The sequence below is a fragment of the Desulfobacter sp. genome (assembly GCA_028768545.1).
Classification (GTDB): domain Bacteria; phylum Desulfobacterota; class Desulfobacteria; order Desulfobacterales; family Desulfobacteraceae; genus Desulfobacter.
The window spans coordinates 1,165,451-1,190,365 of record CP054838.1 but is presented as its reverse complement, the minus strand read 5'-3'; the positions used below and the strand labels follow the sequence as shown (position 1 = coordinate 1,190,365).

At 48.3% G+C, this 24,915-nt stretch carries 24 protein-coding genes and 2 pseudogenes; 25 read left to right on the top strand and 1 reads right to left on the bottom strand.

The genetic code is table 11. The features are described from left to right. Positions 1–29 precede the first annotated feature (29 nt). The 25 genes and pseudogenes from HUN05_05740 (at position 30) to HUN05_05620 (ending at position 24,184) form a co-directional block, all read left to right on the top strand. Entirely contained in the window at positions 30–2,552 is a 2,523-nt protein-coding gene (locus HUN05_05740) for a TIGR03960 family B12-binding radical SAM protein (protein ID WDP84706.1), read from the top strand. Further along, entirely contained in the window at positions 2,549–4,096 is a 1,548-nt protein-coding gene (locus HUN05_05735; protein ID WDP84705.1) for an Rne/Rng family ribonuclease, read from the top strand. Before HUN05_05740 ends, HUN05_05735 begins: the two co-directional genes overlap by 4 nt. A gap of 139 nt (positions 4,097–4,235) precedes the next feature. Then, positions 4,236–6,091: pseudogene (gene tadA / locus HUN05_05730) on the top strand (Flp pilus assembly complex ATPase component TadA). 2 nt (positions 6,092–6,093) lie between these two features. Then, positions 6,094–6,933, top strand: a complete 840-nt coding sequence (locus HUN05_05725; GenBank protein ID WDP84704.1) for an HDOD domain-containing protein — start codon at positions 6,094–6,096, stop codon at positions 6,931–6,933. Positions 6,934–7,005: 72 nt separating this feature from the next. Next, positions 7,006–7,881 carry a hypothetical protein gene (locus HUN05_05720; GenBank protein ID WDP84703.1) on the top strand — a complete coding sequence of 292 codons (876 nt, stop codon included), beginning with the start codon at positions 7,006–7,008 and terminating at the stop codon, positions 7,879–7,881. 17 nt (positions 7,882–7,898) lie between these two features. Continuing rightward, positions 7,899–8,993: a transporter substrate-binding domain-containing protein gene (locus tag HUN05_05715; protein WDP84702.1), complete on the top strand. Its 1,095-nt coding sequence runs from the start codon at positions 7,899–7,901 to the stop codon at positions 8,991–8,993. A gap of 18 nt (positions 8,994–9,011) precedes the next feature. Next, entirely contained in the window at positions 9,012–10,163 is a 1,152-nt protein-coding gene (locus HUN05_05710) for a hypothetical protein (GenBank protein WDP84701.1), read from the top strand. Positions 10,164–10,307: 144 nt separating this feature from the next. Beyond that, positions 10,308–10,445 carry a 50S ribosomal protein L34 gene (rpmH, locus tag HUN05_05705; protein WDP84700.1) on the top strand — a complete coding sequence of 46 codons (138 nt, stop codon included), beginning with the start codon at positions 10,308–10,310 and terminating at the stop codon, positions 10,443–10,445. Between the two features lie 15 nt (positions 10,446–10,460). Then, positions 10,461–10,808 carry a ribonuclease P protein component gene (rnpA, locus tag HUN05_05700; protein ID WDP84699.1) on the top strand — a complete coding sequence of 116 codons (348 nt, stop codon included), beginning with the start codon at positions 10,461–10,463 and terminating at the stop codon, positions 10,806–10,808. Next, on the top strand, positions 10,809–11,021 hold the full coding sequence (gene yidD / locus HUN05_05695; protein ID WDP84698.1) for a membrane protein insertion efficiency factor YidD: 213 nt from the start codon (positions 10,809–10,811) through the stop codon (positions 11,019–11,021). A 64-nt stretch (positions 11,022–11,085) separates the two neighbouring features. After that, positions 11,086–12,759 carry a membrane protein insertase YidC gene (yidC, locus tag HUN05_05690; GenBank protein WDP84697.1) on the top strand — a complete coding sequence of 558 codons (1,674 nt, stop codon included), beginning with the start codon at positions 11,086–11,088 and terminating at the stop codon, positions 12,757–12,759. A 9-nt stretch (positions 12,760–12,768) separates the two neighbouring features. After that, positions 12,769–13,704, top strand: coding sequence for a Jag N-terminal domain-containing protein (locus HUN05_05685; GenBank protein WDP84696.1), 936 nt, complete (start codon positions 12,769–12,771; stop codon positions 13,702–13,704). Further along, complete coding sequence (mnmE, locus tag HUN05_05680) at positions 13,705–15,081, top strand: tRNA uridine-5-carboxymethylaminomethyl(34) synthesis GTPase MnmE (protein WDP84695.1); 1,377 nt, start codon at positions 13,705–13,707, stop codon at positions 15,079–15,081. Positions 15,082–15,092: 11 nt separating this feature from the next. Further along, on the top strand, positions 15,093–15,752 hold the full coding sequence (locus HUN05_05675) for a YkgJ family cysteine cluster protein (GenBank protein ID WDP84694.1): 660 nt from the start codon (positions 15,093–15,095) through the stop codon (positions 15,750–15,752). Beyond that, positions 15,742–16,098: a hypothetical protein gene (locus HUN05_05670; protein WDP84693.1), complete on the top strand. Its 357-nt coding sequence runs from the start codon at positions 15,742–15,744 to the stop codon at positions 16,096–16,098. The genes HUN05_05675 and HUN05_05670 overlap by 11 nt, the downstream gene beginning before the upstream one ends. After that, a complete protein-coding gene (locus HUN05_05665; GenBank protein WDP84692.1) occupies positions 16,085–16,900 on the top strand; it encodes a 50S ribosomal protein L11 methyltransferase in 816 nt (271 codons plus the stop codon). The genes HUN05_05670 and HUN05_05665 overlap by 14 nt, the downstream gene beginning before the upstream one ends. Positions 16,901–16,979: 79 nt before the next feature. Next, positions 16,980–17,387 (top strand): thermonuclease family protein, encoded by a 408-nt coding sequence (locus HUN05_05660; GenBank protein WDP84691.1) that lies wholly within the window; start codon positions 16,980–16,982, stop codon positions 17,385–17,387. 6 nt (positions 17,388–17,393) lie between these two features. Beyond that, positions 17,394–17,612: a thermonuclease family protein gene (locus HUN05_05655; protein ID WDP87945.1), complete on the top strand. Its 219-nt coding sequence runs from the start codon at positions 17,394–17,396 to the stop codon at positions 17,610–17,612. Between the two features lie 178 nt (positions 17,613–17,790). Next, positions 17,791–18,081 carry a hypothetical protein gene (locus tag HUN05_05650; protein ID WDP84690.1) on the top strand — a complete coding sequence of 97 codons (291 nt, stop codon included), beginning with the start codon at positions 17,791–17,793 and terminating at the stop codon, positions 18,079–18,081. Positions 18,082–18,110: 29 nt separating this feature from the next. Continuing rightward, entirely contained in the window at positions 18,111–18,413 is a 303-nt protein-coding gene (locus tag HUN05_05645) for a PAS domain S-box protein (protein WDP84689.1), read from the top strand. A 94-nt stretch (positions 18,414–18,507) separates the two neighbouring features. Beyond that, complete coding sequence (locus HUN05_05640) at positions 18,508–19,443, top strand: chemotaxis protein CheV (GenBank protein WDP84688.1); 936 nt, start codon at positions 18,508–18,510, stop codon at positions 19,441–19,443. Between the two features lie 74 nt (positions 19,444–19,517). After that, positions 19,518–21,735: pseudogene (locus HUN05_05635) on the top strand (chemotaxis protein CheA). Between the two features lie 181 nt (positions 21,736–21,916). After that, the gene (locus HUN05_05630) at positions 21,917–23,086 is read left to right on the top strand and encodes an IS4 family transposase (GenBank protein ID WDP87944.1); all 1,170 of its coding nucleotides are present in this window, start codon (positions 21,917–21,919) and stop codon (positions 23,084–23,086) included. Positions 23,087–23,133: 47 nt separating this feature from the next. After that, on the top strand, positions 23,134–23,469 hold the full coding sequence (locus tag HUN05_05625) for a response regulator (GenBank protein ID WDP84687.1): 336 nt from the start codon (positions 23,134–23,136) through the stop codon (positions 23,467–23,469). Then, entirely contained in the window at positions 23,462–24,184 is a 723-nt protein-coding gene (locus HUN05_05620; protein ID WDP84686.1) for a hypothetical protein, read from the top strand. The genes HUN05_05625 and HUN05_05620 overlap by 8 nt, the downstream gene beginning before the upstream one ends. Positions 24,185–24,227: 43 nt before the next feature. On the opposite strand, the gene ssb is transcribed toward HUN05_05620, so the two are convergent. After that, on the bottom strand, positions 24,228–24,746 hold the full coding sequence (ssb, locus tag HUN05_05615) for a single-stranded DNA-binding protein (protein WDP87943.1): 519 nt from the start codon (positions 24,744–24,746) through the stop codon (positions 24,228–24,230). Positions 24,747–24,915 lie beyond the last annotated feature (169 nt).

Below are 24,915 nucleotides of genomic sequence, written 5' to 3'. Positions count from 1 at the left end.
AGGTTAATTTTTTTTATAAAATCAGTATCATGCATGAACAAAATTATCAAGATATCCTTGCCCGGGTCCAGACCCCGACCCGGTACGCAGGCAATGAAATAAACGCGGTAAAAAAAGACCATACCCAGGTGGATCTCACCTTTGCCCTGGCCTTTCCGGACCTCTATGAAATCGGGACCTCCCATTTCGGTCTCCAGATTCTTTACTCTATTCTCAACCAGAGAAAAGAGATTGCAGCAGAACGGTTTTTTGCCCCGGCACTGGACATGGAAAAACTCATGCGGGAAAAGCAGATCCCCTGTCTGTCCATGGAAACAAGAACCCCTCTGGCGGATTTTGATATCATCGGCATCAGCCTGCTCTATGAGCTGAACTTTACCAATATCCTCACCCTCATGGATCTCTCCTCAATTCCCTTTTATGCAGACCAGCGGGACGAGACCTTTCCGCTGATCATCGGGGGCGGGCCCTGCGCCTTTAACCCCGAGCCTTTGGCTGATTTCTTTGACGCCTTTGTCATTGGGGACGGCGAAGAGGCTGTCCTTGAGATTAGCGATGCGGTCCTGGCCTTTAAACACCAGGGAGACGGAAAAAAGAAAACCCTGCTCAGACAGCTTTCCAAAATCCAGGGGGTATACATCCCCTCGTTTTTCACTCCCCAATGGGATGAAAAGGGAATTCAGACCCTGGTCCCTGAGTATGAAGATTACACAAGGATCAAACGGGCCATACTGCCGGAACTGACCATGGATAACTTTCCCATGGACCCCATCGTCCCCTATGCCAAGCCTGTCCATGACCGGCTGCGCCTGGAAATTGCCAGGGGATGCTCCAGGGGATGCCGATTCTGCCAGGCTGGAATGATTTACCGGCCGGTCAGGGAAAGATCCCTGAACGACCTTTTGGAAATCACCAAAAAATCCTTGGCATCCACAGGATATTCGGACATTTCCCTTCTTTCTTTAAGCACCGGGGATTATTCTGATCTCACGGTATTGATGCAGGAGCTGCTCAACTTAAGTCTTGGCCAATGCAACGCCATCTCCCTTCCCTCCATCCGAGCGGAAAAACTGACCCCGGAACTCATGGCGTTGATCAAAACCGTCAGGAAAACCGGATTTACCATTGCGCCTGAGGCCGGCACCCAAAGGCTCCGGGACATCATCAACAAAAACCTGACCCGGGAATCCATATCCGCCACCGTGGAAAATGCCCTGGCCCTGGGATGGAAAAACATCAAACTCTACTTTATGATGGGTCTGCCCTTTGAAGAGATGGAAGATATCCAGGGCATTGTTGATCTGGCATCTTCCCTGGCCGCGGCCCATGCCAAGGGCAAACAGATGATCAACACCTCGATTGCCTGCTTTATTCCCAAGGCCCACACCCCGTTCCAGCGCCATGCCCAGATGAGCCTGGACCAGACCCAGGAAAAACTTTTATTCCTGAAAACCAACCTCAACCACCGCAAGGTCAAACTTAAATGGCAAGACCCTAAAATGTCCCTTTTGGAAGGGGTCTGGGCCAGGGGAGACCGAAAGCTTGGCCCCCTTCTGGTCAAGGCCTATACCCTGGGCTGCCGCCTGGACGGTTGGAGGGACCAGTTCAATTTCAAACTTTGGGAACAGGCCTTTGAGGCCTGCCGGATTGACCCGGCCTTTTATACCTCAAGAAAAAGAGACCTGGCAGAACCCCTGCCCTGGGACCATATTGATTCCGGAATTTCAAATCAATTCTTTGAAAAAGAGTTTAACCGGGCCAAAAAAGCAGCCCTGACCCCTGACTGCAGGAAGGCCGACTGCACAGGCTGCGGAATCTGTGATTTCAAACAGATCCAACCCATTGTCCACGGCCCCGGGCAAAAAAAACGCACACCCGAAAACAAGGCGCTTGAAAACAAAACATCTGCCCCTTTGCCCGATGAAGATTTTATAAAATATGACATCACCTTTTCCAAACTTGATGATGCGAGGCTCTTTGGGCACCTTGAGCTGTCCACGATTTTCCAGAGGGCAGTCAAACGGGCAGGCCTGAATGTAAAATATTCAAAAGGATTCAACCCCTCCATGCGCCTCTCCTTTGACAATGCCCTGCCCCTGGGCATGGAAAGCGAGGAAGAAACCCTGTTTATTTTTCTTGAAAAAAGGCTGGGTACAGGGCAGATCAAAGCGGCCCTGGATGCCCAGCTTCCCCAAGGGCTTTCGGTCATCGGCTGCCAATGCCACTTGAAAGGCCGTCAAAACACAGAAGACCGGTATGAAATCAGGCTCTCATCTCCCTGGATCACCCAGGCAGATTTAGACCGTTTCCTGGAGTTGGACGAATTTTGGGTTGAAGATATCAGCAAAAAAGGTAAAACCAGAAGAACGGATTTAAGAAAATCCCTTGCATCTGTCAGATTAACGGATGACGGCTGTATTGAAATGGTCTTAAAAAAATACAATGAACGGACCATCAGGCCCACAGAACTTCTGGCCAAAGGGTTTAATCTTGAACAAGAAAAAATCCTGACCGCAAGGATAAAAAAACTTAAGACAAGGACAGCCCCATGATAAAAGAGCTGGTCGTAAATTCCGCCCCCCACGAAACCCGGGTGGCCCTGCTTGAAAACGGCACCATTGTAGAGGTCTTTATTGAACGCAGGGATGATACAAGTATTGCAGGAAATATTTATAAGGGGCGGGTCCAGAGGGTATTGCCAGGCATGCAGGCGGCTTTTGTGGACATTGGATTTGACCAGGCCGCATTTATCTATGTGGACGATGTCCTGGATGCGGCAAGCCATAAAATCTGTAAAAAATTTGAACAGGAGCCTGAGGACTCAGGCATGGATGACCCGGACCCGGAAAAAGAGTCCAGGTCATGGAAACCCATGGCAGCACCGGACTGCTGTATTGAAGACCTGCTCACCGAAGGCCAGGAAATCATGGTCCAGGTGGCCAAATCCTCCATCGGCTCCAAAGGTCCCCGGGTGACCACCCACATCTCCCTGGCCGGCCGGTACATGGTGCTCATGCCCACGGTGGACCACATCGGCATTTCCAAACGGATCAGTGACGAAACAGAGCGCAACCGGCTCAAAGAGATGCTCATGCCCATCCGGAAAAACAACTTCGGCTATATCTTCAGAACCCAGGCCCGGGATATTGACGCGTCCACCTTGAAAAAGGAAATCGAGTTTCTCAACAACACCTGGGACGACATCCTGGAACGCAGCACCCAGGTTTCAGCCACGGCCCTGGTCTACAGGGATTTAAACGTCACCTTCAGGGCCGTAAGAGATCTATTGGCCAACGAGGCAGACAAACTGGTCATTGATTCAAAAACCGAGTATGAAAATGTCCAGAATTTTTTAAAAAAGCTCATGCCCGATGTCCACCTGTCCGTGGATCTCTACCAGGGCAAAGAACCCATATTTGACGCCTATAATATCGAAGGCGACATTGCCCGGGCCCTGAAAAAGAAGGTCTGGCTCAAGTCCGGGGGATACATTGTCATAGAGCAGACCGAAGCCCTCATCGCCGTTGATGTCAACACGGGCCGCTATGTGGGAAACCACAACTTTGACGAAACCATTCTCAAGACCAATCTGGAAGCGGTAAAGGAAATCGCCTACCAGATAAGGCTGCGGAACATCGGCGGGATAATTATCATTGATTTCATTGACATGCGCAGGGACTCTCACAAGGAAAAGGTGATGTCCCGGATGCACGAAGCCATGAAAAAGGACAAAAGCCAGACCAATATCCTCCCTTTAACCGAACTTGGCCTGGTCCAGATGACCCGGAAAAGAACAAGGCGCAACCTCACCCGAACCCTTTGTGAACCCTGTTTTTACTGCAATGGAAACGGGCACCTGCTTTCGGGCATATCCATCTGCCACAAGATATACAGAGACCTGGTCTCCGAGGCGTCGGACATGATGGGCAACCTGTTTACCCTAAAGGTTCACCCGGAAATCGCCCAGCTTTTCCACGGCAGCGAAAAGCATCTCATCGCCTCTCTGGAAACCCAGTTTTCAAAACCCATTGCCATCTATCCCGAACCCCATTACCATATAGAGGAGTACCATATTTTCGAATCCCTGACCAAATAGGGTGAATGCCCCCTTGCCCTGCCTGTCCCCATGACCTTCGGTTCCCAGCCTTTTCATCCGGTATGGGATATGGTATAGTCACCTGAAATTCGAACGATCTTTCTTGGGTGGATATAAAAAACAATAGGGAACAATCCAAATGCCCCCTGAAAACGATTCTGTTTCAGAACAGATCCTTACGGCGCTTACCGAGGCCGGGATCCTCTCTGCCAAAACGGCAAAAACAGCCCAAAGGGTAAAGTCCAAACTGGCCTCTGACAAAACCATGATCGGGGTGCTCAAAGAGCTGAACTTTGTTACAGACACCCAGCTGAAAGAGGTGCTCAGGTCAAACCGTTTGTCCCTGCGTATCGGAGATCTTCTGGTGGAATTTGGTTACCTCTCTCTGGAAAAGCTCAAGGCGGCCCTGGATATCCAGTCCAGGGAAAAGGACAAGCAGCTGGGACAGGTCGTTATTGAACATCAGTTCATGAGCGAGTCTGATTTCTTAGAGGCCCTCTCGGTTCAACTGGGATTCCCCTTTGTTAACCTCTCTTCGGAAAACTGGACACGGATCTTCTGGAAAAAGCCCCGATAAAATGGTACCAGACCAATCATTTCCTTCCGGTTAAAACCCGGGGCGACAAAATTCTTGTGGCCTTTGCCGACCCCTTTGACAAGAACAGCGTCAACCAGGCCAAAAAATTCTATGGAGAACACCTTGAAATTGCCATCTCCTCTCCGGGTGCCATTGAAAAATTCATTGACCAGGTTGCCACAGGCCAGAAAAAGCCAATTCAGCCCATTGATGAAAACACGGCCATGGGCATTGTGGACGCGATTATCGGGGCAGGCATCAGAGAAGGGGCCAGCGATATTCACATAGAACCTTTAAAGGAAAGGCTACAGGTTAAATTCAGGATAGACGGAATCCTGGTCTTTCACAAGGAGCTTGACCCGGATTCAACCGCCATGGTTACGGCCAGGATCAAGGTCCTGTCCAAGGCCAATATTGCGGAAAAAAGACGACACCAGGACGGGCGCATGAGTTTTGACTACAAGGGCAACACCTATGATCTGCGGGTCTCTATCTATGCTGCGGTGTTTGGAGAAAAAGTGGTGCTCAGGATTCTCAACCGCATCGACCAGATCATCCCCATTGAGCATATCGGTATGCAGCCCAGAATGCTGACCCACTATATCCGGGATGTGCTCGGGGGGGTGCTTATCATCACAGGCCCCACAGGTTCAGGCAAGACCACCACCCTTTATTCAAGCATCAAGCACATTAAAAAACCGGAAATGAGCATCATTACGGCAGAAGATCCTGTGGAATACGTCATGGAAGTCATCACCCAATGCTCCATTGATCCCAATATCAACCTCACCTATGAAGAGACTCTAAGACATGTGGTCCGCCAGGATCCGGATGTAATCGTGATCGGCGAAATCAGGGACCATTATTCGGCTGAAGTAGCGGTCCACGCCGCCCTCACAGGCCATAAGGTGCTGACCTCCTTTCATACCGAAGACAGTATTTCAGGCCTGATCCGGCTCATGAATATGAATATTGAAGCCTTTCTCATTTCATCAACCGTGGTCTGCGTCCTGTCCCAGCGGCTTTTGCGCAAAATCTGCCCCCATTGTAAAAAGCCCCACAAGCCCACCCCGGGAGAGCTCAAACTTTTAAATTTCATTCCCAAGGATATTGCCCAGTATGACTTCCAAAAAGGGGAAGGATGCCGGGCCTGCAACTACACAGGATATAAGGGCAGGGTGGCGGTGTTTGAAATGCTGGTCCTGAACGAACAGGTCAGAGAAGCCATTCTTGATCATAAATCCACATTTGAAATTCGAAAAATCAGCATTGAGACCACCCCGTTTGTGACCTTGATGGAGGACGCCCTGGTAAAGGCGGCAGCCGGGATCACCACCCTGGACGAAATCTTCAGATGCGTTCCCCGGCTGATCCCCCCAAGGTCCATCAATGAAATTAACCGGTTGTCAGGAATTTAAAAATGACTCAAAATACCACGATTTTAGACACCCTTGCCAAATACATTGAAAACCAGAGTGATTTTCCGGTCCTGAACCCGGATGCGGCAAGGCTTCAAAATGAAATCATAAAACCGGATCCAGACCTGGATGCGGTAAAAAAACTGATCCGGACCGACCCCACCCTGACCAGCAAAATTTTAAAGGTGGCCAATTCCCCCTACTATAGAGGATTGGGAGAGGTGTCCACCATCAAAGAGGCTGCCCTGCGAATGGGCCAGGCCGAATTGTTCAACATGATCATGCAGGTGATCCATAAACAGAATTTCAGATCAAAAAACCCCATGATAAAAGGGCTCCAGACCCGACTGTGGGACCATTGCGTTGCCTGCGCCTTTGCCTCTCTCTGGCTGACCCGGCATCTTAAAATGGATGACCTGGTTTCCAAAGCCTTTATTGCAGGATTATTACATGACATGGGCAAACTATGCCTGCTTTCCGCACTTGAAAAAGTGCTGGCCTCAAAAGAGGAGACGATCAAACTGACCCCGGACCTTGTTGGAGATATCCTGACAAACCGCCACGAAACCCAGGGATATGCCCTGCTGACCCAATGGAAGCTGCCCGTGCAATACTGCAACATTGCCCGGGATCACCACATTGAAAACTATGATGAATCCGACAGCCTTCTTTTGGTGGTCAGGCTGGCAGATATGATTTGTAAAAAAATGGACCCAAAAAATCAGGAATACGATATGACCTATATCATGGGATCCAGAGAGGCGGATATCCTGGGCATCAAAGAGACCGGCATTGCCCTGCTTGAAATTGCCATGGAAGATGCATCTGTGGTACAGGTTTAAATTAAAATTTCACCATGGCCAAAGGCCTGGCTTAATTCATCCTTTTTCATACTTTCAATGAAGGATTTGTATATGAATCTGTTCGGATCAAAAAAAACCATTTCCATACGATTCACCGTCCTTGGGCTGTTTGTTCTCATGACGGCAGCAACCGCAGGCATCATTCTCGGCATTGAATATTTTTTTTCCTCCAGACTGGCCAACAAAACCGCTGAAAAAAATTTTCACGCCCTGGCTGAAAACATAAGCCAGAAAATAGTGTCCAGGGACCGCCAAACATCTGAACTTGTGGACATGCTCAGGCATTATCAAACACTTAGCACCCCTCCGAAACCCGGAACAAGACATCCGGCCATGCCGGTTTTGGCCAATGCCATGGAGCAGAACCCCAACCTCTATGCCATTCAGGTGGGATATGACACCGGGGGATATTACGAGATCATCAACCTGGAAAGCAGCCCTGACATCAGGCAGGTCTATGGGGCCGATCCAAAAGACCGATGGCTGATCATAAAAATCATCCCGGGCAAAGGCCCTTTGAAAAAAGAACTGGAATTTTTAGATGATCGGTATTTCCAGCGCCATTCAAGCAAGATAGCCACCACTTACGACCCCAGAAAGCGGCCCTGGTATACCCATGCCTTTGATTCGAGCCAGATGGAAAAATCCACCCCCTATTTTTTTGCCAACCTCAAGTCTCCCGGGGTGACCTTTGCCGGCAGAATAAAACAGACAGGCCATGTCGTGGCCGCCGACATGACCCGAAAGGCTGTTTTAAGTTTTTTTTCAAGCCAGAAATTCCTCCCCTCATGCGAAATTTTTGTATTTAAACCCAACGGGGAAATCACCTTTTCATCAGATTCAAAAACAGATGATTTATCCATGCCTTTGCCCCGGTTAATCCCCCTTTCCCCTGAAGAAAAAGCCTTTATCAAGACCCACCCCTAGTCCGGGTCTCCAATGAAATGGACTGGCCCCCGTTTGACTTTGCCCTTGGCGGACTTCCGGCAGGATATTCCATAGATTTGCTCAACCTCATTGCCGGGCAGACAGGGCTCGGGCTCGAATATGTAAACGGATATTCCTGGGATGCCCTGGAAACCATGTTTCGAGCAGGAGAGTTAGACCTTCTCCACTCCCTGTTCAAAACCCCTGAGCGGGAAGCCATTGCCCCTTTTACCCGTGCCTATGCAAAAACGACCCACATCTTTGTCACCAAGGCCGGAAAAAAATCCCTTACACAGCTGACCCAACTCCATGGAAAGACAATCTCACTGCCCCGGTCCTGGGCCACAAACCATGAAATCAAACGAAATCATCCCCAAATCACCATCCTGGAGGTCAACACCCCTTTGGAGGCCATGAACGCTGTGAAAAATGAAAAGGCAGACGCCACCATAGAGATCAAACAGGTGGCCCTTTACCTGAAAAATGCCTATTTCATGGATACCTTGGTCTTGGGCAACCCTGTGCCTGAACTATCAAATAAAAACACAGACCACCTTTACTTTCAGGTTCATCCGGCAAAACCCCTGCTGAAAAGCATCCTGGAAAAAGGGCTTAAGGCCATCACCCCGGCCCAAAAACTCAAAATTGCATCCCAATGGGGACTGGTTCCGGATACCCAATCCAAACCAGGCAGGCGTTCCGGGCATGTGGTTCCCCACAAAGCACTTCTGGACATGGCTAAAACAGGCAAGAGCAATATCCAGTCCATCATGGTCGACGGTAAAAGCCACCTGGCATTTACCCACCCCCTGATCCATTTTTCAAACCAGTCCATTGGTGTACTGGTAAACAAAACAGAAGTTCTCAACCCCTATCTGAAAAAAGTCAGGCTGGCCCTCTTTGCCACCCTGGGCTGCCTTGTCTTTTTCACCCCCCTGCTCTGGTTTGTGGCCTCGGTAATTGTCAGGCCCATCAAGGCGCTGGTGATTGAAAATCAGAAAGTCAAAGAACGGCGGTGGGATGAAATCCAGGGGGTAAGCTCCAACATCAAAGAAATCATGACCCTGTCAAATTCCACGATCTCCATGGCCTCTGCCATAATGGACTATTAACTATCCCAGGAAGAATTCATGGACGCCCTGATCAAGCTCATTGCCTCCACCATTGATGAAAAATCCCCTTACACGGGAAAACATTGCGAACGGGTCCCTGAAATTGCCTTTATGCTGGCCCGGGCCGCCCAGAAAAGCGACCTTCCCGGGCTGGCAGAATTTAAATTTAAAAATAAAGACCAGTGGCGGGAGTTTGAGGTGGCGGCCTGGCTCCATGACTGCGGCAAAATCACCACCCCGGAACATATCGTGGACAAGGGAACCAAACTGGAGATGATTTACAACAGGATCCATGAAATCAGAATGCGGTATGAGGTATTGCTCCGGGATGCCCAGCTTGCCTATTGGAAAAAAAGAGCCCAGGGCACAGAAGAGGATTTCTCCCTGATCAAAGAACTGGAAGAAACCCAACAGCGGCTCCACAAAGAATTTGCCTTTATTGCAGACTGCAACATCGGCGGGGAATTCATGGATCCAGAGCGAACAGATCAGCTTAAAACCATTAGGGCCCAGACCTGGACCCGCCACTTTGACAACAGACTTGGGCTCTCACATATCGAGGCTGAGCAATACCCCGAAACCGAACAACCGCTGCCTTACCAGGAACAATTACTCCAGGACCGACCCGAACATATACTGTCCAGGGATCCTGACCGGCACAAGGAGGATGAAAAGTTCGGGTTCAACATGCCTGTCCCCGACCTGGCCCACGACCAGGGGGAACTCCATAACCTGACCATTGCCCGGGGCACCCTGACCGAGGAAGACCGATATAAGATCCAGGAACATATCACCGCCACCATCCGTATGCTGGATATCCTGCCCTTTCCCGCGGACCTGGCCCAGGTACCCGAATATGCCGGGGCTCACCATGAAACCCTTGTGGGGGACGGATACCCCAGAAAACTGACCAAAGAACAAATCTCCATACCCGGACGAATCTTAGCCATTGCAGATATTTTCGAAGCCCTGACAGCTTCAGACCGGCCCTATAAGAAAGCCAAGCCCCTTGGGAAGGTCATTCAGATCATGGCGGGCATGAGAGACAGGGGACACATTGACCCGGAGTTGTTCCGGGTATTTCTAACCTCCGGGGTCTGCATGGAATATGCAAAAACTTTTTTACGCCCTGAACAGGCAGAAGATATAGACATTACCCCTTTTTTATGAACGCATTCTGTTTAAAAACAAAAATCAAATTCGGATGATTCTTGACTTTAACGGACGAATGCGTTAAAGTCTTGCGTTTATTGTAGTTTGAGAGATTAACCCATTGGTTTAAAAAAACCAGACAGCAACAAGGATTATAATTTTATGAAACGGACATTTCAGCCAAGCAACCGGAAAAGAACTAGAAAACACGGATTTCTGAAAAGAATGTCAACCCCCGGCGGAAAAAGAATTATCAATGCCAGACGGGCAAAAGGCAGAAAAAGACTGACCACGGTCTAGTCTGACAGGAATTTATTGAGTCACTTTTCCTTACCCAAAGATGTAAGAATCCTTAAACGGGTTCAATTTTTAAGACTTTCAAAACAAGGAAAGAAGATACGAACAGGCTATTTTATAGCCGCTGTTCTCCCGGGAACAGGCAAACACAATCGCATTGGAATTACCGTATCTAAAAAAGTGGGGAATGCAGTAGCACGTAACAGGATAAAACGGCTTATACGAGAATATTTCAGACACCAGAAAGATTCTATACCCGGAATAAACGATATCCAAATCATTGCACGGAAGGGTTTGACTGCGCTATCCAACAGAGAAATAACTGAAAAGATTGATAACCTTTTTAAAAAAATAGCGTCGGCATAAATGAGCAAGCAAATATTATCCATATTGATTAAATTTTATCAATTTTTTATATCACCGTTTTTAGGGAAAAACTGTAGGTATGTACCCACCTGTTCAGAATATGCCCTTGAAGCGATTGAAAAATATGGCAGTCTCAAAGGCAGCGCACTTGCCGCAAAAAGAATATTGCGCTGTCATCCCTTCCATGCTGGAGGTTATGATCCGGTTCCGTAATTTGACCGTTGTGCGTACTGCTTTCCTCTTCCTTAATTAAATTTTTTTTATTTTAGGAGAGAAGATGGATGAGCAAAAAAGATTATTATTAGCTGTGGTGCTTTCCGTGGTAGTCCTTGTGGGCTATCAGTTTTTTTTCACCCCGCCCCAGCAGCTTGATAATCCCTCCCAGGAAATCCAGCCCCAAACCCAGGAACAATCCGTGCCCCAGCAGGCAGAGTCAAGGGTTTCGGACTATACAACCCAGACCGGGCAGCCCCAGGCAGTTATGGCTGCGCCAAAGGATTTCCGCACCATTTCCGTATCCACCCCGCTGTATGATATTGCCATCAGTGAACACATGGCAGCGGTAACAAGCATGACCTTGAAAAACTTCAAGCAGACCAGCAAAAAAGATTCCCCCCAGAAACAGATGGTTTCCCAGGCACTTGCCGACCGGTTCGGGGGAACCCTTTCCTTTGACATGGCAGGCGGTTCTGTTCAAGGGCTGGGCAATGCCGTTTATTCGGCAGACGCATCAACCACAGACCAGAGCCTGACCCAGGGAGAAAAAACCATTGTCTTTTCCTGGACCAATCCCCAGGGAATCAGTGTGCAGAAAATTTTCACATTCAGGGCAGATTCCTATCTCATTGATTGCAGGATTCAGGTTCAGAACGGATCAGGCATGCCTGTGAATGACGCCATTGTCTTTTCCATGCCTGCCGTGTTCAACGATGATATCCAAAAACGGTCCAGGTTCGCCTTTGAGGGCCCTGTGGCCTATCTGGACAATGAATACATCTCCATTAATCCCAAAGATATTGAAGACAAAGACACCTATTCAGCCACAGTGGGCTGGGCAGGGGTGACAGACCGGTATTTTCTGACTGCTGTCATGCCCAAGGTTCCGGTGGCCGCCACCCTAAAACTCAAGTTTGCCGATGAAGTGGTCACCAACCGGTTTATCCAGAAAATAGACCGGCTGGACCCGGGCAAACAGGGCCAATATGATTATACCCTCTACCTGGGCCCCAAAAGCCACAAGGTCTTAAGCCAGTATGACAACCTATTGATCAAATCCATCAACTTTGGATGGTTTGACATCATTGCCAGGCCTTTGCTCATCACCATGAACTATATCCACACGGTGATTCCCAATTACGGGGTGGCCATCATCCTTTTGACCATTCTCATCAAGCTGGTTTTCTGGCCTTTGGGCACCAAAAGCTATAAATCCATGAACGAAATGAAAAAAGTTCAGCCGTTGATGATGGAAATCAGGGAAAAGTACAAGGATGACAAACAGCGGATGAACCAGGAAATCATGGGGCTTTACAAGACCTATAAGGTCAATCCGGCGTCAGGCTGCCTGCCGCTGCTGGTGCAGATGCCGATTTTCTTTGCCCTTTACCGGATGCTCTACCAGGCCATTGAACTGCGCCATGCCCCCTTTGTCGGATGGATCAATGACCTGTCAGATCCTGACCGCCTCTTCAATTTTGATTTTTCAATTCCCTTTATGGATGCCCCTTACGGCATCCCCGTGCTGACCCTGCTCATGGGCGCATCCTTTTTGCTGCAGCAGAAAATGACACCCACAGCAGGGGATCCCATGCAGGCCAAAATGATGATGCTCATGCCCATATTCATGACCGTCCTGTTTATTAATTTTCCGGCAGGTCTGGTATTGTACATGTTTGTCAACAACATCATCTCAATGGGCCAGCAGTTTTACACACAGAAGAAATTAGCCTAAGGAGGCCATATGAAAGAGACCCGGGAATTTGCCGGAAAAGATGTAAATAAAGCGGTAGAAAAAGCATGCGCCGCTCTGGGCATTGCCAAAAACGATCTGGATTATGAGGTCACCTCAGCAGGAGCCTCGGGTATATTCGGCATTGTGGGACGCAAAGACGCTAAGATTAAGGTAACACTGCCAAGCGAAGATGCCAATACATCTGACGAAGAGATGGAAGGGATTCTCTCCATTGTTGATGAAGCCTTTGGAGAAAAGCCAGCCCAGGAGGCAGCCCCGAAACCCGCGCCCAAAAAGTCAGCCAAGCCCGCCCCTTCAAAGCCCAAAAAAAAGGCTGAAACTGACAGGAAAGAGGAAGATGACAACGGCAGATGGGATACAAAGCCTGCGTCTAGGCCCGGTAAACCCGTTGCTGAAAAAAAGGAAGAAAAAGAACTGCCTCCCCCTGTGGATGTTACCCAGGCATCCATTGACCTGGGCAAGGAAGCCCTCCAGAAAATGGCGGATCTGATCACGGATGACGCACATATAGAGGCCATTACAGACCAGGATCGCCTCACCCTTCAGATCACAGGGGGCAATGCCGGCATTCTCATTGGCAGAAAAGGCCAGACACTGGATGCCATGCAGTTTCTCACGGACAAGATCATCAACCGCCAGAGCGAGGACCGGGTCCGGGTCAAAGTGGATATCGAAGGGTATATGGAAACACGGAAGACCAACCTGAAACAGCTGGCCTTTAAAATGGCGGAAAAGGCAAAAAAAACGGGTCGGCCGGCAACCATCAACCAGATGAGTGCCCAGGACCGGCGCATTGTCCATCTGGCCCTGAAAGAAGACTCCCAGGTCAGAACCCAAAGCATGGGAGACGGGTATTATAGACGGCTGGTTATTTTTCCCAAAAAAAGAAATTCCTACAAAGGAAAACGACGGTTAAAAAAATAAATGACAGATACAATTGCCGCAATAGCCACCCCTTACGGGAGCGGCGGTATTGGTGTCATACGGATTTCCGGCCCGAGATCCTTTGAGATTGCCCAAACGGTTTTCTCTTGTGTCCGGGGCCGGAAAGACAAGGGGCCCAAGCTGAAAACCCACAGGGTATACCACGGGTATATCCAGGATAAAACCGATGTGATTGACGAGGTTCTGCTCATCCCCATGAAAGGGCCAAGGTCCTACACTGCAGAGGATGTGGTTGAAATCCAGGCCCATTCCGGGGCCATTGTTCTCAGGCGTATCCTCAATCTTTTAGTGGATTTAGGCGCCAGACTGGCAGAGCCGGGTGAATTTACCAAGCGGGCCTTTTTAAACGGACGGATTGACCTGACCCAGGCAGAGGCTGTCGCCGATATTATCAATGCCCGGTCTGACTCTGCACTGAAATTTGCCGCCTCCCAGAATCTGGGCACCCTTAAAGACGAAATTTCAAAGATGAAGGAAATCCTCACAGATTTTCTCTCCCGGCTTGAGGCATCCATTGATTTCCCGGATGAGACCGGCCTGTTTTCCTTTTCAGACAAAGATCGAAAAAACCTTTGTCTGATCATTGAAAAATCAAAGGGGTTGATTCAACAGCATAAGGATGCCTGTTTTTTAAAAACCGGCATCCGGGTAGCCATATGCGGGCAGCCCAATGTGGGAAAATCCAGCCTGATGAACCAGCTCCTTGACAAGGAAAAATCCATCATCACCCCCATACCCGGCACCACAAGGGACCCCATTGAAGAGGGGATCAACATTGAAGGGATACCCTTTGTGGTCATTGATACGGCCGGGATCCATGAAACAGACGACCTGGTGGAAATTATCGGTATTGAAAAGGCAAGGGACCATATTGCTGCGGCAGACATTATTTTATACATGTCAGAGCCGGGGCTAAAATTTAATGAAAACACCTTTTCAAAAATTATCCCGCCGGACAAAAAGGTGATCTATGTCATCAATAAAATGGACCTGGCAGAAGATGCGGACCTGGGGGTTTCTTTGCCGGAGAAATTTGCCCATATCCCCATTGTAAAGATTTCCGCCCTCATGAACCATGGCATTGATGCCCTTCGTCAATGCCTTATGGAATATTGCATCCGGAATCTGGATATGGAAAATGATGCCGTCATCCCCAATCTGCGGCATAAAAACGCACTTGGCCTGGCCCTGAACCATATGGAGGCCCTTTTTCTGGGCATGGATTCTGGCCAGGAAGAAGAAACCCTGGCAATAGAGGCTAAGAACAGCATTGATTTTTTGGGAACAATTACCGGAGAAACCGCCTCTATAGATATACTGGATGCTATATTTAATAATTTTTGCATTGGAAAATAAAAGGAAGACCCATGGCATTAGATTTAGAAAAACATTTTGTAAAGTATGAAGCCGTTGTCAATATGGTGGATCAAATTTTTAACAAGGTTAAAGAGGAATTTCCCAAAGAGGTTTTCTGCAGGGAAAAATGCTCGGACTGCTGTTATGCCATTTTTGACCTCACCCTGATAGAAGCCATTTACCTGAACCATAAATTCAAAGAAACCTTTTCAGGCAAAACCAAAACAGATCTTCTCGAAATTGCATTCAAGACAGATCGGGCCCTGGTCAAAATGAAACGCGAAGCCTATAAAAAGGTCAAAGAAGGGACCGACCAGCTGGAAATTGTGGGAAAAATGTCCCAGGAACGGATCCGCTGCCCCCTGCTGGGCGAAAACAACTTGTGTGTGCTCTACGATCACCGCCCCATCACCTGCAGGGTTTACGGCATCCCCACCTCCACGGCAGGGGTCTCCCATATCTGCGGCCGGACCAACTTTTCCCAGGGCAAGGCTTACCCCACCTTGAACATGGACAAGATCTACACCCAGCTCCAGCTGCTCTCGGCAGAACTTGTCAAAGAGATCAACTCTGAAAAAATCAGGATGCATGAAATGCTGATCCCTGTCTCCATGGCCATGGTAACCGATTTTAACGAAGACTACCTTGGAGTTAAAAAAGATGAACTCTAACTTCACCCCCGAGGAAACCGAGGAACGAAAAAAAGCCATATTTGATGCCATGGGCAAACGGGGTCAAAAACATATTCTTAAAAAAGGATATGAGACCTGGGATCCCTTTGCAGAGCCCAAAGACCCCATTGATATCCGCAAGGACAAAACCAAGCGGACCTCCCAGGTATTGATCCGGGAATTTTTAGCTTCAGTGGACCATGAAGAGTATTCAAACTCATTTGCTGAAGGCGCCTTTGAAATGTGCCTGGGGATTGTCAACAATGAAGAAAAAATCAGGGGGATGTTTGAATTTTCCTGCTGGTATGCCCAGCTGTTGAAAAATGAGGGGTATGATTCCATTTAACCGGGACAAGGTTCTGAACATTCTCTTTGAATCCAGGAACCGCCTAACGGCCAGTGCCTATATCGGCCTGATCGCCCAACACATGTCCATCTCCATTCGCCAGGCCAGGCAGGTTCTCAAATCCCTGGTAAATGATCAGGAGATTGCCTTTCAGGACCTTTACGGATCCACCTATGTCATGGAAAGCTTTTCAAAACCGGTACGGGTCTCGGACCGGTTTTTTATCATCCCGCCCAAGATAAAAAGCATTGCACAGCCCCATAAAATGGATATCAGAATCGCTTTGGGCATTGCCTTTGGCTCGGGCCACCATCCCACAACCCGGCTGAGCCTTCTTGCCCTTGACACCCTGTTTTTTCATTTGGATACACATCAATTCCTTCAAGGGAAACAGGCTGGAGACATTGGTACGGGATCCGGGGTCTTGGCCATTGCCGCCTGCCTGGCCGGCATGGATACCTGCCAGGCCTGGGAAATTGACGCCAATGCCGTGAGCGAGGCCCGGCAGAATGTGGCTGCCAATCGCCTGGAACAGCGGATCTCCATCGTAGACGACCTCATGGACCCCAAAGACCTGGCGTTGTCACTTTTGATGGCCAACCTAAGGTTTCCCACACTCAAACAGCTTGCACCGCTCATCGTTCAGGCGGTTATTCCCGGTGCCTTTCTGGTGCTTTCCGGGATCCGCTCCTGGGAAACGAGCCCTCTTGTGGCCCACTATGAGACCCATGGGTTTTCATTGGTCTGGCAAAAGGATGAAAAAGACTGGGCTGTGGTGATTTTCAAGACAACACCCCAATAAAACGCCGCTCCTTCCAGGTTGCCTTAATCCGGATTTTCTTTTATAGTCTATCTATCATTTCCACGGGTCAGGAGGCATTATGTCCTTGGGTATAAAACCATTTATCATCTTTGCGCTGATCATGATCAGCCCTTTAGGCCCCACGCATTCACATGCCGATGTTTATACGTGGACAGATGAAAACGGCACCCGGCATTTTTCAAATATCACCCCACCCCAGAGGGGAGAATCCTCCCTCATGAAAGAGAGGCTTACCGCCCTTTTCCAAGGTGAGAAGTTCAAGGTGATTAAAATTTACGACGGCGACACATTCAAGGCCCGGGGGGCAGGGCTTGAGTTCAAAATCCGCCTTGCAGGCATTGACACCCCTGAGACAGGGGGCAGGAACAAAAAGGGTCAGCCCTTTGGCCGGGAGGCCACCCAGATGCTGAGCCGCCTGATCCTGAATAAAAAGGTAAGGCTCAGCCAATACGGTACCGGCGGATAAAACCGGATCCTGGCAGAAGTCTTTTACCAGGGAAAAAACATCAATCTTGGCATGGTCCAAATGGGCCTGGCAGAAGTATACAGAGGAACCCTGCCCAAGGGATTTAATCTTTCCCCCTACCAAAGGGCCCAGAAAAATGCCCGGAAAAACCAAAAAGGGATCTGGTCCCAGAAAAGCCACTATCAAAGCCCCAGGGAATGGCGGAAAAAAAACCCATGGAAATAGGGGATACTTGTACATGTTTTTTTTTGCATCCCCTTCTCACATATGGTACATTAACCGTCATTAATACATCTGTTTCGCTGAATTCAAAAACGATTTCCCGTTAGATAACAAGGAATTTCCCGGACCGGAAATCAAAACGCATTTTTTAAAAAATTTGAGATTTAATTCAGGCCATAGAATGGAAAAACCGATCCTGACGAAAATTAATATCTGGCTGGTTGCAAGTCTCATCATTGGGATATGGGATCCGTCCCAGGCCTTTGCACAATTTCCGGCAACCGGCTCCGGCCATATCCAGCCGGCCCTGACCCTGACCCTGGCCCTGGCCCTGACCAGCCTGGTTCTTTTTTTCTTTTATCTTTACCAGAAAAAAAAATTCGCCCAAAGAATCGTCCCGGATCCATCTCCAGGGAACGCCGGGAAAAAGAAAATCTCGAAGCCCAGCTGTCCCAAATCCACACGGCCCTGAACACCCTGTTTGACCTCCCTGGATTTCCCATGGCAAAGTTCAGCCTGGACCAGGGCAAAATCATTGAGGTCAATCCCTCGCTTTGCAGGGCGTTGGGATATACACAAAAAGAATTGATGAAAAAAAACGGAATGGGACTTTTTCCAGACCGGGAAAAACAGACCCTGGTTGAAAACGGATGGGGGCAATGGTCTTTTCCCCTGGTTCAACAATCAACGGGCAAACGGCTCAACTGCCGTATTCTCAATATTGTCATCCGGCGAGAAGAGGTGCCAACCGTGATCAGCTTTGTGTCCAATATCTGTGAGTCCCATGATTTGGATCAGGTATAAGGCCATCGGGCAAAGGCCAGTTCCAAAAGTGAGATGGGGTATCCAGGCCGGACCATAACAAAAACATGGACCCAATACAGACAAAGGAAAAAAAATGAGGATTCAAGAAACAGCAAGCCAGGGTATTTTATTGGAATCCGGCACCAATGAAATGGAATTGCTAACTGTTTTTGTAGGGGATCAGGCCTTTGGAATGAATGTGGCCAAAGTCCAGTCCATTCAGCAATACGATGAAACCAAGATTACGATGCTGCCCGAATCTCCGCCGGGAATTGCAGGCATGTACCTATATCGAGACCAGACCATCCCCCTTTTGGATCTTTCCGGGATTCTGGGCATCCCCCCGCAAAAGGAGAAGGAGCGGGAAATCATCGTGGTCACGGAATTCAACAACTCGGTCAATAGTTTCAAGGTTCAGGGCGTGAAACGAATTTATCGCCTCTCCTGGAAAGAATTTGTTCCCATGGATGTCATGCTTGAAGCCAATGCTTATTTTACAGGGTCTGTACATGTGGAAGAGACCCAGATCCTGGTACTTGACCTGGAACACATTTTGGCCACAATTTTTCCGGACCTGATCTTAGAAGAGGTATCAGAAGAGGAGATCAGCCAGAAACAGAGTATTCCCAGGGACCAGATTGACAGAATCTTTGCAGAAGACTCTCCTTTGATGCGGAAAAGCGTTGTTTCAAGCCTGAAAAAAGCAGGCTTTCCCCATATCCATGATTTCATCAACGGAGAACAGGCTTTTTTCCATATCCGGGCAAACTTTAAAGACCCGACGCCTGATAAACTTCGCAAAACTGTTATGATTACAGACATTGAGATGCCCAAAATGGATGGGCTGACCCTGTGTCGGAAGATTAAAACAGATGCCCGGCTCAAGGATATTTATGTGGTCATGTTCTCATCCTTGATCAACAAACAGATGAAAGCCAAGTGTCATCAGGTGAATGCAGATAATTACGTCACCAAGCCTGAAACCACAGAACTGATTAAAATGCTTGACAAAAGATGCTGTCCAGACTAACGATTTGCCATCAAGAATTCTTAAAATTTGCGCAGATGCCGTTTCTGATGTCTGAAATTCCGGAGCCGGCCTAGATTTCCTTTGGAGAAAACATAGTGGATAAAAATCTGATCCTTAAAGACCTGTCAACCAACTTACACCGCTTTTCCACACTCATCGCCGAATTCTGCCCAGGCGAAACCCCGGACCTGGGCAGCCTGATTTTAATATTGGAAGAATTGTCCATCACTGCCAAACAGAGCAATTCCGAAACCTTTTTCCAGGTCATCAACTCCTGCCTTTGTTTTGTGGAAAATATGACCCTGGAAACCATGTCCAATACCCGGCCCCTGGAAAATGCCCTGATCCTTCTGGATGCCCTGCTCCGCCACATGAAAAAAGGGGTGGAATTCACCTTTGAAACCAAGGATGTCATTGATATTCTCGACTCCGCCATTTTGACCCGTTCCGCCCCAAAACCAGATGCATCCCCAAAGGCCGCAATATCCCCCCCAAAAACGGATCTTCCGGAAGATGATAAAGGCCCAGACCCCCTATCAAATGAAGATATGGAAATCCTCATGGATTTCGTGTCAGAGGCCGAAGAAAACCTGGATTCAATAGAGGTGAACCTCATCGAACTGGAACAGGATCCTGAAGATATGGAAATCATCAACAATATTTTCAGACCGGTCCATACCATCAAAGGGGTGGCTGGATTTTTATCTTTGAAAAAAATCAACCAGCTGGCCCATACCACGGAGAATCTTCTGGACAGCGCCCGGAGCGGAGAATTCATGATCAATGACCTGGCCACAGATGCAATTTTAGAATCCGTGGACATGCTCAAAAAACTGGTGGGCCGTGTAAAGCAGGGACTTGCCAAAGGGGTAAAACCCAGCGATCATGATCTTGACATCAACCGGCTTCGGGACAAACTTGCCACCCTCCACCTCCGGCTGACCCAGGGGATCAAAGAACCCTTGGGTGAAATTCTGATCAAAAAAGGGGTGATTGACCAAAAAAGCCTGGACCAGACCCTGGAAACCCAGAAAAAATCCAAGCCGGATAAACGGATCGGTCAAATCCTGGTGGAAGAACACAAGGCAAAACCTGTTCAGGTGGCCCAGGCGCTGATGGAACAGAAAACAGAAAAGAGTGGCTGCCCAGCTTAAGGTCAGCACGGAAAAACTCGACGATCTTGTGGATTTTGCAGGGGAACTTGTCATTGCCCAGTCCATGCTCAAGCAAAAAGTCTCCCAAGACCCCTCACTGGTCCAGAGCGTCACCCATCTAGGACAGATTGTCTCCAATATGCAGCACATTGCCATGTCCATGCGGATGATTTCAATCAAGGCCACATTCATGAAAAGGATCCGCCTGGTCAGAGATCTGTCCAAAAAATCCAACAAGCCCGTGAACCTGACCATGAGCGGAGAAGAGACCGAAATTGACAGAAACGTGGTAGAGGCCCTGTACGAGCCCATGGTCCATATGATCAGAAATTCGGTGGACCACGGCATAGAACCCCTGGATCTGCGACGGAAAACAGGCAAACCGGACAAGGGAACCGTCCATTTGAGCGCCTATCACAAGGGCGGCAACATCATTATCGAAATCCAGGACGACGGCAAAGGTCTGGACCGGGACAAAATCCTTAAAAAAGGAGTTCAATCCGGGCTGATATCTGAGTCAGACCAGCTGACCGATGCCCAGATCTATGACCTCATTCTCCAGCCGGGATTTTCAACGGCCCAAAAAATCACGGATGTGTCAGGCAGGGGCGTGGGAATGGATGTGGTCAAATCCGGAATAGAACGGTTCCGGGGACACCTTAAAACCGAATCCCAAAAGGGCAAAGGAACCAAATTCACCATCAGCCTCCCCCTGACCCTGGCCATTATCGACGGCATGCTGGTCCGGGTGGGCAACGAAAAATATATGATCCCCACCACGGCCATCCAGCGGGCCTTTAAACCGGAACAAGATAATTGCTATACCGTAGAAGGCAAAGGTGAAATGATCAAGGAAAGAGACCGCCTCATTCCCATTGTCAGACTAAAGACCCTGTACTCGGATGAGCAGGACGATAAAGATATCTGGGACGGCCTGGCCGTGGTTGTGGAATCCAAAGACCAGCAAAAAGCCCTGATCATTGACGAACTTTTAGGAAAAGACGAATATGTGATCAAAAGCCTGGGCGGGAATCTCGAAGGAATTCAGGGATTTTCCGGCGGGGCCATTCTGGCCGACGGCAGGGTGGGGCTGATCCTAAATATCCACGGCATATTCCAACTCTCAGAAACCCAATAGCAGTCAAAACCGTATAAAGAGGAAGCCATGTCTGAAAAAACCATACTGGTTGTCAGTAGTGTCCGGTTAGGTTATTGCATATAAAAAGCATCTAAAATCATTGAAAAAACAGTCGGTTTTGTGTTGACAAATGTGCGTAAAAATTTTTGTGCGCCTTGAAAATTTAACTCAAGGAGCTCAAATGACGCACATCTCAGTCCCTAAAAAACAACTACGGTCCCTGAACTTTGACAATTTCAGGTGCCCTCTGATAAAGTCACTTTCAAAAGCACCGGAATTACAATCTCGAGGAGACCGCCCTTTAAAAATGACATTCGAAGACCAGATAAATGCTTTGGTTTATTTCCATCTTCAGGAGCACAAGTCTGCCCGACATTTAATTCAGGATCTCAAGGAGAATGTTTTTGCTAAAGAAAATATTGCGCCAGACGGTGGTATCAGCCGTAGTAGTTTCTGTGAAGCCATCAATCACAGGGGACTCGAACAACTGCAATTTATCTTTGAGGATCTTTATAAACAGGCTCTTGAGTGTCATCCGGGTGAACACGCCGAGTTAGGAGAGTTGGTTTCCATTGACGGTAGTCTCATAAATGCAGTCCTTTCAATGCACTGGGCGAACTACAGAAAAGGAAGTAAAAAAGCCAAAGTACATTGCGGATTTGACATTAATCACGGAATCCCAAACAAAATCTTTTTGACTGAAGGCAACGGCGCTGAACGCACCTTTGTTCCCAAAATAGTTTCCAAGGGGCAAACAGGTGTTATGGATCGTGGATATCAATCCCATAAAGAATTTGACCTGCTTCAGGAGCAAGGCAAACATTTTGTCTGCCGTATAAAAACCAGGACAACAAGAACAATTATTGATAACCACGAGACCCCTTCCGACAGCTACATTTTTTATGATGCACTGGTTAAACTTGGTACTCCGAATCAAAACCAGACGAAAAGGCCTGTTCGGGTTGTTGGCTATAAAATTGCTGGCGTCAAATACTATGTGGCAACTGACAGGCATGATTTAACAGCGGAACAAATAGCAACAATTTATAAACTCCGGTGGACCATTGAGGATTTTTTCAAATGGTGGAAAGAACATCTGAAGGTATATCATCTCATTGCCCGCAGTGAATACGGCCTTATGGTTCAGATTCTTGGCGGCCTTATCACTTACCTGTTACTGGCAATCCATTGCCAAAAACAGTTTAATGAAAAGGTCACGATCAAAAGAGTTCGGCAGCTGCGAACCGCCATTCTAAATGACCTGTTTGGCTGCGAGGAGCAGGGCTCTCATAGTTCAAACAGGGACAATATTGTCAAAGATCAAAAAATTATTGAGCAAGCAAAAACCTAACCGGACATCACTGACTGGTTGTAGATGATGAAACAAGCATTTTAAATATGTTTGAACTGGCATTTACAAATAAAGGGTATACGATCAGAACCGCAGCCAGTGCCGAACAAGCCCTTGAAATCCTTAAAACTGAAAAAATACTTGTGATGTTCCTTGACCTGAACCTGCCCGAGATGAACGGGATTGATCTGTGCCGGGCCATCAAACAAGAGATGCCCATGGCCATTCTCTATGCCCTGACCGGATATGCCTCCTTGTTTAAATTGTCTGACTGCAGAGATGCCGGGTTTGACGATTATTATAAAAAACCGGTGAGCATGTCCTGCCTTCTGGAGGCGGCCCAAACCGGATTTGAAAAAATAGATCGATGGAAAAATGTCTAAACCCCTAGTGGAATATACCAAAAAAGGATTGTTGGCCATCATCAATGCCCTGCCCATGGCCATACTGGTCATTGATCAGGATCGGTCTGTTCTTATATCCAACCAAAACGCCAAAATATTCACCAATAAAAAACAGCTCAAGGGCCGGGCCAGCGGAGAGGTTTTTGACTGCATCAATCATAAAAAAAATGCCAACGGATACGGGTTCAGCAGAGGTTGCGTTGACTGCAAATTAAAAAATGCCATTGAAACCACCCTGGCCCAGGGCCGGCCCAAATTCATGGTTGAAACCCAAAAGACCTTGATTGGTAAAGGGAAAAGAGATTTAAGGTTTTCCACCACCCCCTTAAAACTGGGCGGAAAGTCAGCGGTTCTCCTGTCCATTGAGGACCTGACTGAAAAAAAGGCCCATGACCGGGTCTGGGTGGAAAAAGAAAAGCTCACAACCGCCCTGGAAACCACCGGCGGAATTGCCCACGAATTCAGCCAGCCCATCCAGGTCATCATGGGATATTGTGAAATTTTATTGGATCAAAGGGGAATGGATGAAAAGACCGCTACGGCCCTGGCCAGTATCCAAAAAGAGGTGGATAAGCTGGCACGGCTCACCCATGACCTGACCAATATCACCCGGTATGAAACCAAGCCCTATCTGAAAAGCAAAATCATTGATATTAAAAAATCCACAGGAAAGGAATCATTGCCAGGGCAATGATTCCTTTCCCAGAGATGATGGGGTTTCCTTGGAACTAAACGGGCTAGAATGGAATATCGTCATCAGGAATGGGATCGGGTCCGCCTGCCATGCCCGGATTGGTCTGGCCCTGGAAATTATTTGAATTGGGGGCTTGCCCGCCCCGGTTTCCCTGGAAATTCTGGTTCTGGTTCTGATAACCGTCACCGCCCTGATTCTGGTATCCGCCACCGCCCTGGTTGTCGGAACGTCCCCCCAGAAACTGAAAATTTGATACCACCACTTCTGTGGTGTAATGGGTCTGGCCGTCTTTGTCCCAGGACCGGGTCTGAAGGCGCCCTTCAATGTATATCTGGCTGCCTTTGGACAGATATTTTTCACAGGTTTCCGCCTGCTTGCCAAAGACAACGATTCGATGCCATTCGGTTTTTTCCTGACGATCCCCGGTGTTCTTGTCTGTCCACTGCTCGCTTGTGGCAATGGAAAAATTCACCACGGCATTTCCCTGCTGGGAATACCTGATTTCAGGGTCCCTTCCCAGTCTGCCGATGAGCATGACCTTGTTTAAACCTGCCATATCTATACTCCTGTTGGTTGATATATGAATTAAATAATACATATGCGCATAGCCCGAAAAAATTGTCAATCCCGTGATGGTTCATGCCGGCACTTAAAGATAATTTCACGCCAGGCCATGACGGTCTTTCACCCCTAAATGCCTTGACAAAAAAGATGGCCTGCTTTATGTTGCT

Coding starts and splice junctions, on each gene's coding strand:
- HUN05_05720 (WDP84703.1), top strand. CDS start 7,006: ATGAATCTGTTCGGATCAAAAAAAACCATTTCCATACGATTCACCGTC.
- HUN05_05640 (WDP84688.1), top strand. CDS start 18,508: ATGAGGATTCAAGAAACAGCAAGCCAGGGTATTTTATTGGAATCCGGC.
- HUN05_05710 (WDP84701.1), top strand. CDS start 9,012: ATGGACGCCCTGATCAAGCTCATTGCCTCCACCATTGATGAAAAATCC.
- yidC (WDP84697.1), top strand. CDS start 11,086: ATGGATGAGCAAAAAAGATTATTATTAGCTGTGGTGCTTTCCGTGGTA.
- HUN05_05660 (WDP84691.1), top strand. CDS start 16,980: ATGTCCTTGGGTATAAAACCATTTATCATCTTTGCGCTGATCATGATC.
- rpmH (WDP84700.1), top strand. CDS start 10,308: ATGAAACGGACATTTCAGCCAAGCAACCGGAAAAGAACTAGAAAACAC.
- mnmE (WDP84695.1), top strand. CDS start 13,705: ATGACAGATACAATTGCCGCAATAGCCACCCCTTACGGGAGCGGCGGT.
- yidD (WDP84698.1), top strand. CDS start 10,809: ATGAGCAAGCAAATATTATCCATATTGATTAAATTTTATCAATTTTTT.
- HUN05_05645 (WDP84689.1), top strand. CDS start 18,111: ATGGCAAAGTTCAGCCTGGACCAGGGCAAAATCATTGAGGTCAATCCC.
- HUN05_05725 (WDP84704.1), top strand. CDS start 6,094: ATGACTCAAAATACCACGATTTTAGACACCCTTGCCAAATACATTGAA.
- HUN05_05650 (WDP84690.1), top strand. CDS start 17,791: ATGGAAAAACCGATCCTGACGAAAATTAATATCTGGCTGGTTGCAAGT.
- HUN05_05740 (WDP84706.1), top strand. CDS start 30: ATGCATGAACAAAATTATCAAGATATCCTTGCCCGGGTCCAGACCCCG.
- HUN05_05665 (WDP84692.1), top strand. CDS start 16,085: ATGATTCCATTTAACCGGGACAAGGTTCTGAACATTCTCTTTGAATCC.
- HUN05_05675 (WDP84694.1), top strand. CDS start 15,093: ATGGCATTAGATTTAGAAAAACATTTTGTAAAGTATGAAGCCGTTGTC.
- HUN05_05735 (WDP84705.1), top strand. CDS start 2,549: ATGATAAAAGAGCTGGTCGTAAATTCCGCCCCCCACGAAACCCGGGTG.
- HUN05_05625 (WDP84687.1), top strand. CDS start 23,134: ATGTTTGAACTGGCATTTACAAATAAAGGGTATACGATCAGAACCGCA.
- HUN05_05620 (WDP84686.1), top strand. CDS start 23,462: ATGTCTAAACCCCTAGTGGAATATACCAAAAAAGGATTGTTGGCCATC.
- HUN05_05670 (WDP84693.1), top strand. CDS start 15,742: ATGAACTCTAACTTCACCCCCGAGGAAACCGAGGAACGAAAAAAAGCC.
- HUN05_05685 (WDP84696.1), top strand. CDS start 12,769: ATGAAAGAGACCCGGGAATTTGCCGGAAAAGATGTAAATAAAGCGGTA.
- HUN05_05630 (WDP87944.1), top strand. CDS start 21,917: ATGACGCACATCTCAGTCCCTAAAAAACAACTACGGTCCCTGAACTTT.
- HUN05_05715 (WDP84702.1), top strand. CDS start 7,899: ATGGACTGGCCCCCGTTTGACTTTGCCCTTGGCGGACTTCCGGCAGGA.